Source organism: Amycolatopsis sp. NPDC058340 (assembly GCF_042723975.1).
Classification (GTDB): Bacteria; Actinomycetota; Actinomycetes; order Mycobacteriales; family Pseudonocardiaceae; genus Amycolatopsis.
This window is the reverse complement of record NZ_JBHXIB010000001.1, coordinates 453,163-466,559: the sequence shown is the minus strand read 5'-3', so window position 1 is coordinate 466,559 and position 13,397 is coordinate 453,163. Positions and strand designations below refer to the sequence as shown.

Annotated in this window: 13 protein-coding genes; 6 read left to right on the top strand and 7 right to left on the bottom strand. The window is 69.3% G+C overall.

Going from position 1 to position 13,397, the window contains the following annotated elements; all coding sequences use genetic code 11:
* Positions 1 to 6: 6 nt before the first annotated feature.
* From ACFWIW_RS02260 to ACFWIW_RS02230, 7 genes are all read right to left on the bottom strand, one after another.
* Positions 7 to 300: a YiaA/YiaB family inner membrane protein gene (locus ACFWIW_RS02260; RefSeq protein WP_037333714.1), complete on the bottom strand. Its 294-nt coding sequence runs from the start codon at positions 298 to 300 to the stop codon at positions 7 to 9.
* Positions 301 to 413: 113 nt separating this feature from the next.
* Positions 414 to 932 carry a hypothetical protein gene (locus tag ACFWIW_RS02255; protein ID WP_378366717.1) on the bottom strand — a complete coding sequence of 173 codons (519 nt, stop codon included), beginning with the start codon at positions 930 to 932 and terminating at the stop codon, positions 414 to 416.
* 117 nt (positions 933 to 1,049) lie between these two features.
* The gene (locus tag ACFWIW_RS02250) at positions 1,050 to 1,946 is read right to left on the bottom strand and encodes a polymorphic toxin-type HINT domain-containing protein (RefSeq protein WP_378366716.1); all 897 of its coding nucleotides are present in this window, start codon (positions 1,944 to 1,946) and stop codon (positions 1,050 to 1,052) included.
* Between the two features lie 490 nt (positions 1,947 to 2,436).
* A complete protein-coding gene (locus ACFWIW_RS02245; RefSeq protein WP_378366715.1) occupies positions 2,437 to 2,838 on the bottom strand; it encodes an immunity 7 family protein in 402 nt (133 codons plus the stop codon).
* A 10-nt stretch (positions 2,839 to 2,848) separates the two neighbouring features.
* Positions 2,849 to 3,397, bottom strand: a complete 549-nt coding sequence (locus ACFWIW_RS02240) for a DUF2716 domain-containing protein (protein ID WP_240596273.1) — start codon at positions 3,395 to 3,397, stop codon at positions 2,849 to 2,851.
* Between the two features lie 188 nt (positions 3,398 to 3,585).
* The gene (locus tag ACFWIW_RS02235; protein WP_007030508.1) at positions 3,586 to 4,194 is read right to left on the bottom strand and encodes a hypothetical protein; all 609 of its coding nucleotides are present in this window, start codon (positions 4,192 to 4,194) and stop codon (positions 3,586 to 3,588) included.
* A gap of 75 nt (positions 4,195 to 4,269) precedes the next feature.
* Positions 4,270 to 4,776, bottom strand: a complete 507-nt coding sequence (locus ACFWIW_RS02230; RefSeq protein WP_378366714.1) for a hypothetical protein — start codon at positions 4,774 to 4,776, stop codon at positions 4,270 to 4,272.
* 228 nt (positions 4,777 to 5,004) lie between these two features.
* Between ACFWIW_RS02230 and ACFWIW_RS02225 the strand changes: the two genes are divergently transcribed.
* The 6 genes from ACFWIW_RS02225 to ACFWIW_RS02200 all read left to right on the top strand — a co-directional run bounded on the left by ACFWIW_RS02225 (position 5,005) and on the right by ACFWIW_RS02200 (position 13,136).
* Entirely contained in the window at positions 5,005 to 6,129 is a 1,125-nt protein-coding gene (locus ACFWIW_RS02225) for a hypothetical protein (protein ID WP_378366713.1), read from the top strand.
* A gap of 144 nt (positions 6,130 to 6,273) precedes the next feature.
* Positions 6,274 to 7,596: a flagellar basal body-associated protein FliL gene (gene fliL / locus ACFWIW_RS02220; RefSeq protein ID WP_378366712.1), complete on the top strand. Its 1,323-nt coding sequence runs from the start codon at positions 6,274 to 6,276 to the stop codon at positions 7,594 to 7,596.
* A 3-nt stretch (positions 7,597 to 7,599) separates the two neighbouring features.
* Positions 7,600 to 8,943 carry a methyltransferase gene (locus tag ACFWIW_RS02215; protein WP_378366711.1) on the top strand — a complete coding sequence of 448 codons (1,344 nt, stop codon included), beginning with the start codon at positions 7,600 to 7,602 and terminating at the stop codon, positions 8,941 to 8,943.
* Positions 8,940 to 10,841: a glycosyltransferase family 4 protein gene (locus ACFWIW_RS02210; RefSeq protein WP_378366710.1), complete on the top strand. Its 1,902-nt coding sequence runs from the start codon at positions 8,940 to 8,942 to the stop codon at positions 10,839 to 10,841. Before ACFWIW_RS02215 ends, ACFWIW_RS02210 begins: the two co-directional genes overlap by 4 nt.
* Positions 10,834 to 11,373, top strand: coding sequence for a hypothetical protein (locus ACFWIW_RS02205; protein WP_378366709.1), 540 nt, complete (start codon positions 10,834 to 10,836; stop codon positions 11,371 to 11,373). Before ACFWIW_RS02210 ends, ACFWIW_RS02205 begins: the two co-directional genes overlap by 8 nt.
* Positions 11,370 to 13,136, top strand: coding sequence for a glycosyltransferase (locus tag ACFWIW_RS02200; RefSeq protein WP_378366708.1), 1,767 nt, complete (start codon positions 11,370 to 11,372; stop codon positions 13,134 to 13,136). The genes ACFWIW_RS02205 and ACFWIW_RS02200 overlap by 4 nt, the downstream gene beginning before the upstream one ends.
* The last annotated feature ends 261 nt before the right edge of the window (positions 13,137 to 13,397 follow it).

Below are 13,397 nucleotides of genomic sequence, written 5' to 3'. Positions count from 1 at the left end.
GGCAGGCTAGAGCGCGGGCGTTTTGAAGGGGTCGTGCTCGGACAGGAGCTTGTCGACGCGGGCCTGGTCGACTCTGCTGACGACGGTGTTCTCGTCCTGCCGGTCACGGATGCACTTGGCGAGCGTGAACGCCGAAGTGGTCAAGAAGAGCATGCCGAGGGCGAGGAAGCCGCGGACCCAACCATCGACCGGCAGGTACCAGATGCCGATGACGACCGCGAGCAACGCCAGGCCGAACGAGAGGGCGGCCTGGACGAAGAACGCGACGGTGGTGGGCGGCGCTGCGGAGGTTTTCGTCATGCGTACCACAGTCGCGCCGGCGCCCCTTCGGTGTCTTGAGTACGGCTACTCAAGACATGTTGCGATTCAGACCACGAGCCAGCCGGTCCGTGTCGCCAGACCGCCTGGCCAACTCACGCTCTTGACGGAATCGTCACGACCGTCACCTGCCCATCCATCAGGCATTCGATGAGCACCGAACCGCCAAGCGGGTGGATCCAGAAGTGTTGCCCGGCGTCCAGGATGTCCCGCGCATGTCGCACCGCGACATGCACAGGCATGGTCACAGTCGGCATCAAATAGTTGCCCCAAATGACGGCGACCCGCTCACTCCGCTGCGCGTACGAGGAGAGCAAATCCGCCGCCATCCTCGTCCAGTGCTCCTCGTCGTCCCACCAGAGACGGTCTTCGAACGGAGCGGACTCGAAGTCGATCACGTCGCCGGCCGCAGCCGGGAATCTGCTCAGCGTCGCTGCCGCCAGTGCGCGGTTCTCGGTTAGATCCAGCTTCATCACGTGCCGGCCGTCATCGTCACAGGGGTCATTCATGAAGTCCGGTAGGTAGTCCGGATGGCTCCCATAAGAACTACCGTCGGTCATACGTTCCGCCTCAACCACGTCGAAATATTCCCGCCGGGGAACCTTATCGCCCATTTTCGAACCGACGCGCCCTTACCCGTCATCACATTGATATGTGGGCCGATTCTGTCGTCGGTGTCCAGGCGGAACGATCTATATTCCCCGCCGCTGGTCGCGGTGAAGCCGGTATCTCTACCGAAGGTGTCGACCGCAGACTCCATCGTCCCCTGCCGCCGCTGCCACGAACCGGTATCGATGGGCCCGATGGTGTCCAGGGCTTGGTTCCTGGCCTGTTCGAATGAGCCCGCGGTCCACGACAACCTCGCTGCGCGGCTTCCCTGGGTCACACCGGCAGAGATCGGAGTGTCCGGGTTGCGACCCACCACAGTTATGCACAAGGACCGGTGTGGCCCCAGCTAGCGCGGAGTAGGTGTGAAGGTCGTCGACGGTGAGGTTGTGAACGCTGGCAACGGCATCAAAGGAATGGACCGCGGTGACCTGCGCCCAGGTTCCGGAACTGGTTTGCAGCCAGCTTCCGACCGTCAGGCCATTGGCCGGTACCCATGCCCGCAGACCGGGTGCCCAGAACGGATGGCCATCGGTGGCCACGATCGGCGCCCCACCAGCGATGCCGATCTCGACCAGACGTTTTTGACCTTGCCCGATGATCGTGGCGACGACCTTCCGAGCCGTGGTCTCACCCGTCTCGGGGTCCGTGGCCTGCACCTGATCGTCGAGCTTCACCTCCTCGATCGGCTTCGTCGTCCCGTCCGCCATCAAAACCTGCGTACCGGGGACAAAGCTGTTGCAGCCGGAGTCACTCGCCGCGGCTGCACCGCCCATGGCCGCGGCGGCCGCACCGACGACGCCTTCACCTTCGCTGACGGCGACCACCACTTGCACCGCGTTCGCCGCCATCTCGGCGTCGGCGAGGATGCGCTCGGTGTCGGCGATGACCTTCTGGGCCTTCTCCACCTCACGGCCGAAGGTGGCTAGAGCCCGCGCGCCTTTCCAGGAGCTGGCGACGATCTCGCCGATCTTCAGGATTTTGCCCCAAGGGATGCGGTGCGGTTCCCGCGGTCTGGACATCCCCGCGACGACCTGTGGAAAGGGAGATATCGGCCATCGCGGGCCTTCGGCGACAACCCGTTCGGCCCAGAGCTCAGAGTCGAGTCAGCCGGGATCCAGCCACCGTCCTGGGGAAGCCGGACCGGGCGGGTGTTCTGCGTCAGCGTCACGGAGCCGTCCGGGTTCGCGAAGGATTCCGAACGCTCGGAGATCAGGTCGTCGATCCGGACCTTCTTCCGGCCCTGCTTGGCGAATTGCGTCGCGGCCGCGGTGTCGGGAGCGGAATCCGGCACCCCCGACTCCGCTGGGGCGGTAACCGGCCCCGGATATGCGAAAGCCGTGGCCGGGAACAACCCGAAAGCCACGGCCAACACCACGACGACGACACCGAGACGCGATCTCAGGCACGACGATCTCACGGCGCCCAGATGAACTCTGTCCTATCGGGACAGGCCGGGGAAGCAGCCGAACAGCCTAATTCGATCATCCACGAAAACCGCTGGCAGACGGCTCAGATCTCGTAGCCGTCCATCACGGTGGGGGCGACCGGGGACAGGTGCTCGTCGCCGCGTTCGGTGACCAGGCCGCGGGCCATCCGGTACACCTTGAACTCGTTGTCGTGCTCGGGGTCCTGGTCGTCCCAGACGTGCAGGAGGCCGTACGAGCCGGGCGCGAGGTCGCCGACGCGGGTGAAGAGGTCCACCAGCTCGGGGGCGATCGCGGTGCCGTGTTTGTCCATGCCGCCCAGGTGCAGCACCGGCACCCCGGCCGCCCAGCGGAGGTCGAGCAGGTCGCCGTCGCCGAAGTCGCGGACGGCACGGTGCACCCGCTCGACGATGCGCTCGAGCAGCGCGGCGTCGTCGTCACCGGAAGGGCTCGCTTGGATGGTCACCCACCCGTGGTATTCGAACACCCGCCTGAGTTTAGGCAGGTCCGCCCACCATGGCGGCCGGTGCCCCGTTACGCCGCAGCGCGTTCTTGAAAACCTGTTCGCCGTGCTTTTCGAAGGCGGGCACGAGCTTCTCGCCGTAGACGCACAGCGTCCGTTCCCACGGGTGCCCGAGCGTGCCGAAGCGGAAGTCGTTCGCCAGGAACATGTGGTAGTCGGTGCGCGGGAACACCGGGACCGGCCACGGGTCGAGCGCGGCGTGCCGATGCGGGTAGAAGCGGTACGACTGGTGCTGCCAGTGCAGCACCCAGACCCACTCGTCCTCGGCGACGCAGTCCTTCAGCGCCGAGAGGGCGACGCGGGCGACGTCGTTCTGCTCGACGGCGTACGGGCCGACCCTGAACTCGGCCGAGGCGCGGTCCAGGCCGCCGGGCGCGAGATCCCACGCGACGGACGGGGCGGGTTCGCGGAAACCCGGCCAGGCGTGCGCGTAGGTGCTCGGCCAGAACGCGAGCTTGTCGTAGACCCAGTACCAGGCGGGCTCATCTGCGACCCTGGAGATGGCTTCCCAAGCGTTGTTCACGAGCGACCCTCGGTGGTTCGGCCGATTAAGACTGGGAAAGCTTCGTGTTCAGGGCCCAAGTTGTCCAGCTCGTGGGCATTCTCCGCGAAACTGTCACCTGATCAGGTGTCTTGCGCCGCCGCCGGAACCGTGAGAATGACGGTGTGTGAACGGCGAGCCCACGCCAACGCGGGCTCGCCGTCGATCGATCATGCGGCCGCCTCCCAAAGGCTCATGAAGGCCGAAGCCTCACTCCGCACCCACGGCCGCACCTTGTCGCGATCACGCGGCGACAACGCGAACTCCTTCGACCGCCGGACGTCGACGACCAGCGGGCGCCCACCCGGCCGCAGCTCGTCCATGGTCTGTTCGAGCAGCCACAGCACCATCTGCGCCGCGTCCCGGCTCAACGGCTCCTCCTTGAAGTAGAGCCAGGTCACGTAGACGGGGCCGTCGCCCTTGCGCAGGCCGAGATGCGGATTGATACCCACTTCGAGCGAGCCGAGCCGCCATCGCGACCGGCCGACCTCGGCCAGCCGCAGGTCACGCCGCCCGACGTAGCGCAGCCAGCCGTTGGCGATCTCGGTGTAGTGCGGCCGCGTGCGCTCGTCCGCGTTCTCGACCAGCGCCCGCAGTACCTCGCGATCCCGCCCGGAGATCCGCCCGGCACGGATCGCGTTCGCGGCGCGGAGGTAGAAGTTGAACCCGCCCCGGGCCGGGTCCTCGTACTGACGGCGCCAGCGCCGGACGAACGAGGAACGCGAAGGACCCGAGCTCGTGCTGTACCCCACGAACGTGGGCAGGGTGATGTAGGCCATCCGTGTCTGCCTTTCGCCGCTGTTCCTGCTGTACAACGACCATTTTAGAACACATGTACGACAGAAAACGGGGCTTTACGGGTGACGCGGGGAAGGAGGCCAAGGTCCTTCGAGCAGCTCGGCCGACTCCTCGAGGATCGGCACTTCGCAGACGTCCCTCGGGGTGAGGTCGGTCGGGATCCAGTGCTCGAGCATCGCCGACCAGCGCGTGATCCCGCGCAACGCCTGGGGCGACCCGAGCAGCTCGCCGACTTCGCTGACGAGGGCACCGCCGGCCGCGGGCGAGAGCCGCCCTTGCACCATCGCGGTGAGCCAGCCGTGGATCAGCAGCCAGCGGGCGGCCGTCGGATCGGCGGGCAGTTCGAGCTCCAGTTCGTCGACGACCTGGTCGAACGCCTTGTCGACGGCGGCTTCGGCAGTGGATTCGAGCCCGGCGAGCAGGGGAAGGGACGGGGTGTCCAGTCCCGCGACGATCGCGTCCAGACCGGCCTCGACCAGGTGGGAGGTGCGGACGTCACGTCCGGCGAGCCTGCCGATGGCCAGCTCGCGCAACGCGCCGCGACACGCGTCGATTTCCGTCACCCGGCACTTCCCACGTCCGCCACCGTACCGCTGAAGGGGACTTTCACCTCGTCTCGCGCGGTGAAGGGCGCTTTTACCGCGTGACATGCGAGGAAAGGCGCCTTCACCTCGCACGAGATCAGTGCTGGACCAGGTCGTGAGTGGACGCAAGAATGAGGAAAGACCACATCAACCACCCATAAGGGTGCATGCAACACTGGCTGCCCACACCCGGCGGCAGGGGGCTGAATGAGCTGGCAAGACGAGCTTCGACTGCTGGACGTCGAGCTGGCCGCGGGTCGCATCGGGCACGCCGAACACCGCAGGAAGCGCGACGAGCTCCTGGCGGAGGCCTCCGGCGGGACGATGCCGTCGCCGGTGCCCTCGCCGCTGCGGCGCCCGGGCGGGACGTGGCACAGCACCAATCCCGCCGCGCGCCCGGTCGAGCCGCCGACGGTCACGGTCCAGCAGCCCCAGCCGTACCAGCAGACGCAACCGGTGTACACGCCGCCGCCCGTCGCGGAACCCGAGAAGAAGGCCATCCCGCGGATCGCGGACCACAAGACCACCGCGCCCTCGCCCGCCGACATCAATCCGACGGTCTATCTGCGCGCCGAGCCGCCGCTGGTCAAGGGCAGGCCATCGGCCCCCGAGCCGGGCCGGCCGCTTCCGCCGCTGACCCCCGAGCCCGGCCCGCGCCACTACGCGCCCACCGAGGACTACGCGACGGTCGGCAAACGCAAGCCGACCTGGCTGTTCATCGGTGCCGGCGTGCTGGTCGTGCTGGCGTTGATCATCGGCGGGACGCTGTGGCTGGGCTCGTCGCAGCCCTCGAACGTCGCCGAGCAGCCGAGCGTGGCCCAGCCGCCGGGCGATCTCACGCCGTCGGGCAAGCCCGACAGCGCCCAGACGCCGTTGGAAGACCGGCTGCCGGCGCTGCCGGGCACACCGTCGAAGGACAACTCGACGATGTCGGTCGCGAAGGGCGTGGAGCTCAACCTCTACTCGAAGGCCGCGGGCGACTACCTCGCGTCGAAGAATGTCGCGTCTGTCACCTACAAGGGTTCGAACGAGGGTACGAACAGTTACCTCGTCCTGGTGATCCCGGCGAACGACGCGAAGGACGCGGCCGCGATCGTCAAGTACTTCCGGGAGAACTCGATCAACGCCGGGCTGCGCGAGCAACGCGTCGGCGACCGGCTCGCCCTCGTCGGCGCGAACAAGAACGGCCAGCTCAGCGGGATCGGTTACGTCTCCGGGACGATGGCCGTGACGACGTGGGTCTCGCAGCCGCTCGGCGGCGACCCGCAGGCGCTCGACACCCGTCTGGAGCAGACGCTGACCTCGTTGGACACCGTTCTCCCGGCGAGCTGAGAAGCGCAGGTCGCGGGGAGATCACGATTCGACCCGCGAGGGCGCGACGACTCCGGGCAGTGCAGAATGTGCGAGGTCACCGCAGTGGTGGTATCGCGACGGCCGGGAGCATTCCTCCCGCCGGAAATTCGGATAAGGGGGCCGGTGGTGTCCTGGCAGGAAGAGCTGCGCAATCTGGACGAAGAGCTCGCATCTGGACGGCTCTCCGCGGACGATTACCGGCTCCGCCGTGACCAGGTGCTGTCCTCGGCGGTCGCGTATGGCGACCCCGCCCAGCAACCGGTCCAGCAGCCCGGTCAGCAGCCGCAGCAGCCGCAGCAGCCGTTCCAGCAGCCGCCCGCTCCGCAACAGCAGCAGGCGCCGCAGCAGCCCGGCCAGCCCAGCGCCGACTCGACGCAGATCATCGCGCCGGTGAACCAGCCGCAGGGCGGCGAGGGCGAGCGCACCCAGGTCGTGCCGAACTGGCAGCAACAGCAGCAGGCGGATCCGAACCGTACCCAGGTCGTGCCGCCGGTGGCGTCGCCGCCGGGCGGTTTCCCGCAGCAGGGCCAGGCGTCCCCGGCCGGCGGCTTCCCCCAGCAGGGTCAGGCCTCGCCCGCGGGCGGTTTCCCGCAGCAGCACCAGGGCTATCAGCAACAGCCGCAACAGCAGGGCTGGACCGACAACGACGCCAGCCCGCCCTGGGGTGGCTCGGACTTCCCGCCGATCTCGCCGGTCGGCAGCACGGAGTGGGTCAAGCAGGGCCCCGAGCTGTTCGAAGACAAGCCCAAGGGCAAGGGCGGCAAGATCGCGATCATCGCGATCGTCGCCGTGCTGGTCCTCGCCGGTCTGGGCGTCGGCGGCTACTTCGCGTTCAAGGGCGGCGGCGACACCCCGCCGGACCCGACGGCCGCTCCGCAGTCGCCCCAGTCGCAGGCTCCCCCGTCGTCGACCAAGCCGAAGACGCCCGAAGAGCTGCTCTTCGAAAAGATCCCGGAGCAGTCCGGTGAAGAGGACTCGAAGAGCGGCGCGATCCCCGCGGCCCAGCTCGCCGAGATCACCGGCATGGAGAAGGGCGAGGCGGATCTGGTCATCGCCGCCGGCGTGAAGCAGGTCGCGTACCGCGGCTCGCAGAAGCAGCCGGACGAGACCGGCCCGCAGCCGGCGAAGATCTCGGTCACCGTCATCCCGCTGACCAGCCCCGGCGCCGCCGGTGACCTGGTCAAGCAGCTGCGCCAGTACCAGACGAGCAACGGGTTCGTGCAGATCACCGAGCCGCTGCCGGGGATGCCGCCGAAGCTGAACTTCCAGAAGAAGATCGACGGCGACAAGGGCACCTACCGGGGCACGTGGATCAGCGGCAACAACATCGTCCGCGTCGACATCCTGCAGAACCCGCTCGGCGGCGAAGAGGGCGAGAAGGCGTTGAGCGGCACGTACCAGCGTGCGGTGAAGAAGACGCTGGAAAACTACTCCGTCACCAGCTGATCCATGCCCGCGGAGACGGCACGGCTGCTCACCACCCTGCTCTCCCTGGCCGAGGACACCGGTTCGCTGTCCGACGAGCTGCACTTCGCCGGCTGGGACGCCGCCGAGCGGGTCCCGCTCGACCACGGCGCCGCGAACGTCCTCCGGGCGCTCGTGCTGCCGAAGGCGGCGAAGGTCCTGGAGGTCGGCGCCGGTTTCGGCGGCCTGACCAGGTATCTGGGCGAGGTCTCGGCGACGGTGCACGCCGTCGAGGCCGACCCGGTCCGCGCCGCCGCGGTGCGGTTCCGCACCCGTGACCTCGGCACGGTCTCGGTGCACGACCGGCCGCCCGCCGACGGCTACGACCTCGTCGTCGTCCAGCAGTCGTACGCGACGCGAGGCTTGCTGGAGTCGGTTCGCGAGCGGTTGTCGCCGATGGGCGCCGTCGTGGTGTTGACGTCTTCTCGCGGTGTCGCCGGCACGCTCGCGGCGGCCGGCCTCGAAGTCCAGCGTGAGCTGCTCTGTTCTCCCGGGCACGAGGTCGCCCGCGCGGTCCGGAGCGAGCGGATCGACACCGAACTGCCGCGGCTGGCCGCGGCGATCACCGGTGGTCCCGCGAACGGCCTCGCCCTGCTCTGCGGCCCCGGCGCCGCCGCGCTCTGGCCCGCGTTCCGGCTCGCCACCTACTTCAACACCGCCGAGCGCGCCGCGTTCGCGTGTACGCGCGCCGACGTCGTGCGCACCGGCGAGGGTGCGGAAGTCCGCCGCGTGCCGCTGGTGCCGTCGCCGCCGGTGGCCGGGATCTCGGTCGGACCGTGCACGGACAAGGTGTACGACGCCCCGACGATGGTCGAAGTCCTGCTCGACGAGCCGGAGCGGGTCGCGGAGCTGCTCACCGGCTGGCGGGATCTCGTCCGCGCGGAGGCCGCCCGCGGGGTCGAGGCGCTGTGGGATCTGGTGCCGCACAACGTCCTCGTCGACGGTGCGGTGCTGCGCCCGATCGACCTCGAGTGGCGGCACGAGGGCGCCGGGGTGCCCGAAGTGATCGAGCGGGGGGTGCTGGTGCTGGCCGACAAGCTCACCGACGCGGGCTGGTCCGCGTCGGCGGCCGACGGCTCGATGCGGGACCTGGCCGGCTGGCTCGGCGTGCTGATCGGACTCCATCCCTCCTTTGTGGACGGTGCACTGGAGCGCGAAGTGGCCTTCTCCACGATCGGCTCGTGCGGCACCGCGCACGGCACGGACGAGGTACGCGCGGCGATCGCCGGGATTTGGGGAAAGCGCCTGGCGAGAACCGTCCACGAGTACCGTTCTACGAAGGTCGGCGCCGGTGTGGCGGCGAACGAAGACGAGGTAGCGAAGCGATGACGAGCCTGCATACCGCCGGCGTTCTGACCCCGGACCGGCCGGTCGGGCACCTGTTCGAGCTCCGGGGCTGGACGACCGGGATCAGCCGGATCGGCGAGATGTCCGTGACCATCGCGGACGTCGAGGCGAATCTGTATCCCGAGCCGTGCCCGGGCGCGCCCGAAGGCACCTTCGGCTGGCGTGCGGTCCCGGCCACCTTCGTGCCCGCGGGTGTCCAGGACGTCGTCGTCACCGGTCCGGACGAGCGCGTGCTGAACCAGGCGACCGTCCACGTCGGAACGCTGCCGGGTGAAGAACCGCTGTGGCTGGGCGAACTCGAAGCGCCGAAGCAGGGCAAGGTCACCGAAGGACACGTCGTCTACGTGACGGGTTGGGCCTTGCTGCAGGGCCGCGCGCCGAGCCTGATCGAGGTCATGGTCGAGGGCGGCGGCACGGTCAGCGCGCGCACCCGCTTGCCGCGCAAGGACGTGCCCAAGGAGTTCCCCGGTTTCGACGACGCCGCCGTGAGCGGTTTCGAGGCCTGGGTGCCCATCGACCTTCCCTACGGCGAAGAGCGGACGCTGTCGCTTCGCGTCCGGTACCGCACCGAAGGCGTCGGCGAGGTCGTGTCGGCGAAGCGCACCTTCACCCTTCGCAACCCCGTCGCGGACGTGGACGACGCCGAACTCGCCGACGAGCTGGCGGGCGACACCGCCCGCGCGATGGCGCGGGTGAACATCCCGACCGACCCGAAGCACGTGCTGGTGTTCACCCACAGCCTCGGCGTCGGCGGCGGGCAGCTGTGGCTGCAGGAACTGCTGAGCCGGATGGTGACCGACCACGGCTGGCAGGTCAGCCTGGTCAGCGAGACCGACGGCCCGTTGCGCGCGGACTGCCACGAACTCGGCATCCCCGTGCACGTCACGACGCACTACCGGAACCAGACGGTGCCCGCATATGAAGGACATGTCGCCGAGCTGGCGCGCTTCGCGAAGTGCTCCGGAGCGGGCGTCGCGCTCGTCAACACTCTCGGCGGCTTCGTCGGCGCCGACGCGGCGAAGCGTGCCGGGATGCCGACGGCGTGGGTCATCCACGAGAGCTTCTCGCTGCCCGCGTTCGCCTACCAGAACTGGGGCCCGGTGAAACCGCCCGCCGCGGTCTGGCAGCGCTGGGAAAGCACCCTCGCCGAGGTCGACAAGCTGCTGTTCGTCGCGGACGCGACACGCGAGATGTTCCTGCCGTACAGCAAGCCGGAACGCTGCCGGACCGTCCGATACGGCACGCCGATGCACAAGTTCGGCGGGCGGACGCGGTCGGAGACCCGGCACCAGGCGCGCAACATGCTCGGCTACTCGCCGGACGACATCGTGCTGGTCAACATCGGCATCGCGGAATCCCGCAAGGGGCAGGCGCCGCTGATCTCGGCGATGGAGCGGATCCACAAGATCCACCCCGAGGCGAAGCTGTCCATCGTCGGCCTGCACCCGTCGCCGTACGGGCTCGCGATGGAGGAGTCGGTCAAACGCGCGGGGCTGGAGAAGTCGGTCAGCCTGGTGCCGATCCAGCCGGATCCGCTGCGCTGGCTGCAGGCCGCGGACATCTTCGTGAACAGCTCCGACATCGAGTCGCTGCCGCGCTCGATCCTCGAAGCCGTCTGCTGCGGCGTCCCCGTCGCGGCGACCGACGTGTTCGGCGCGCGGGAGATGATCGTCGACGGCGAGACGGGCTGGCTGTTCGAGACCAACGACGTCGACGCGCTGACCGCGGCGTTGCTGCGCGCGCTGGGCACGTCGGCCACGCGCCGCCGCGAGATGGCGAAGGCCGCGTACGAGAAGCTGCTGCCCTGGCTCGACCCGGCGGGCTACGCGCGCGAGTACTCCGAAATCCTGACCGAACTGAGTGGGGGCGTTCATGTCTGACACCGACATTCCCGGCCGTGTCCAGGCCGAGCTGACCCGGCTCCGGGCCGAGCGGCAGGTTTTCACCGCCGAGCAGGACCGGCTGAAGGCGAAACTGGCCGAAACCGAGCACGAACTGCGCGAGGCCACCGCCGCCGCGCCGGACGAAGGCGAGTCCGCCGCGTTGAATCAAAAAGTCGCCTCGCAGCAGGAAGAGCTCGACGTCGCCAAGGCGCGTCTCCAGGCACTGGAGGCCGAGGTCCTGCTCGCCCACCAGCAGCGTGACTCGCTGCGCGCGGAGCTGAAGACCTGCCGCGAGGAGCGGGACAAGCTGCGGCTCGCGCTGCTCGACGCCGAACTCGTGGTGTCGGCGGGTGTCGTCGACGCGGACGTCCTGCCCGGCGGCGAACCGTCGGCCGACCGGCAGCGGCTGCTCAACGCCGAACGGCTGGCCGCCGAGATGGCCAGGGAACTCGACGCCACGCGCCGCACCGTCAGCTGGCGGGTCACCGCCCCGCTGCGTGTCGTGCGGAAGAAGATGGACCGGCCGTGACCGAACTCTGCTTCGTCTCCGCCGAGGGCGGTTCCGCCTTCATGGAGGAGCTCCTGGAGGTGGTCGCCGACGCGGTGCGCACCGCGGGCGGCAAGGCCAGGACCGCGATCGGGACATACCCCGAGGCGGACGGCGACACGGCGTACGTCGTCGTCCCCCACGAGTACTTCGTGACCATCCCGGACGCCGACTTCCCGACCGCCGCGCAGTGCCGCCGCACCATCGGGTTCTGCGTGGAACACCCTGGGACGGCGACCTTCGAACGCAACGCCGAACTGCTGTCCATCCTCGGCGGCGCCGTCGACATCAACACCGATTCGACCGCCGAACTGCGGCGGCGCGGGATCGCCGTCGAGCATTTCCAGCTCGGCTACAGCCCACTGTGGGATCTGTGGGGCGGAGACCTCGACAGTCCGCGCGATCTCGACGTCACCTATCTCGGCACGGCCGAACGACGTCGTTCGGTGCTGCTCGGTTCGTACGCGCGGGACCTCGCCGGCCTGCGGACGCGGCTGCTGACCCCGCCGCACGAGCCGATGACCGCCGCCCGCGTCGATTTCCTGCCCGGCAAGGCGAAGTTCGAGCATCTCGCGCGGTCGCGGTTCCTGTTGAACCTGCACCGCGAGCGGAAGCAGACCCTGGAGTGGGTGCGCACGCTCGAAGCGATGACCAACGGCTGTGTGGTGGTCAGCGAGACGTCCGTGGACGTCGAACCGCTGGTCCCCGGTGAGCACCTGGTCCTCGCGCGGCCGGAGGCGCTGGGCTCGGTCGTCGCCGCGCTCGCCGACGAGCCGGAACGGGAACGGCATCTGCGTTCGGCCGCCTACGGTTTCGTGAAGTCGCTGGACATGACGGCGTCCGCGCGGCGGCTGATCGAGCTGGCGTCTTCGCTGGGTTCGGCGCCCGCCGCGGACATCGCCCCGGCGCGGGCGCTGGCGACGAGCCTGCGGAACCCGGAGGACGCGCTGGCGATCGACACCCCGTCGTTCGACGCGCGGTTCGCGGGCGACCGGTCCGCCGCCGGACCGGCTTCGGCACGCGGGACGGCGTTGTCGGCACGGATCGCGCAGCGCGCGGCGGGGGCCCGGCGGGTCGCCACGCGTAGCTGGGAGCCGGCCGCGGCTTCGACGGCGGGCACCGCCGACGTCGACGTGCTGATCGTGCGCCGGACCGGCGAGGTCGACCCGGACGATCTCGCGAACGACCTGCTCACGGGCAGCGTGACGCCGCGGAAGGTGCTGGTCGGCGAGGACGGCGTGCACCCGTGGCCGCGGCCGCGCCCGTACGACGTCCTGCTGCACGACACCCCGCTCGGCCGCGGGCTCACCCGGAACTCGCTGTTGGAGCGTTCGACGGCGTCGTGGCTGCTGGTGCTCGACGGCGGGATGCGGGCTTCGGAGTTCCTGCTGGAGCGTCTGCTGGCGGTTTCGGAAGGTGCCGACGTCGTGCACTGCCCGGTCGCGGATCCGGTGGACGGCCTGGTCGGCGCCCTGCCGCCGGAGGAGCGGCGCCTGCGGACGCTGCCGTACCTCGGCAGCGGCTATCTGGTGCGGCGGTCGCTGATCGACGAGTTCGGCGGGTGGAACACCGAGGTGCTGTTCGAGGGCCTGGAGGATCACCTGTTCTGGCGGCGGGTGGCCGCGGCGGCCCGGCCGACGACGCTGGTGCAGCAGGTCCTGCTGCGGCGGCTGCGCCCGGATCCGGACTCGCGGCCGATGGATCTCGATCCGCATCGGGTTTGGGCGGCCGTCGGCGCGCTGTAGCCACGTAGTGGGCGTGGCGTTGGTCCGAAAGTGTGAGTTGGGCCGTGTCGGTGAACGTCCTCCCCCGGTGACGCGCCTTATGGGCAGAGCATCTGACGAGTTCGGATGCCGGCCGAGAAGGAGCAGCCATGGCCTGGGAAATCGCCCTGGTCGCCGCGCTGGCCGTCGTGTTCGTCATACGGCTCGCGCTTCAGTTGAGGCGCAGTTGACCCGATCTTGCGCACCCCGCGGCGCATGAAGGAGATGAACGGGGCTTTCCTC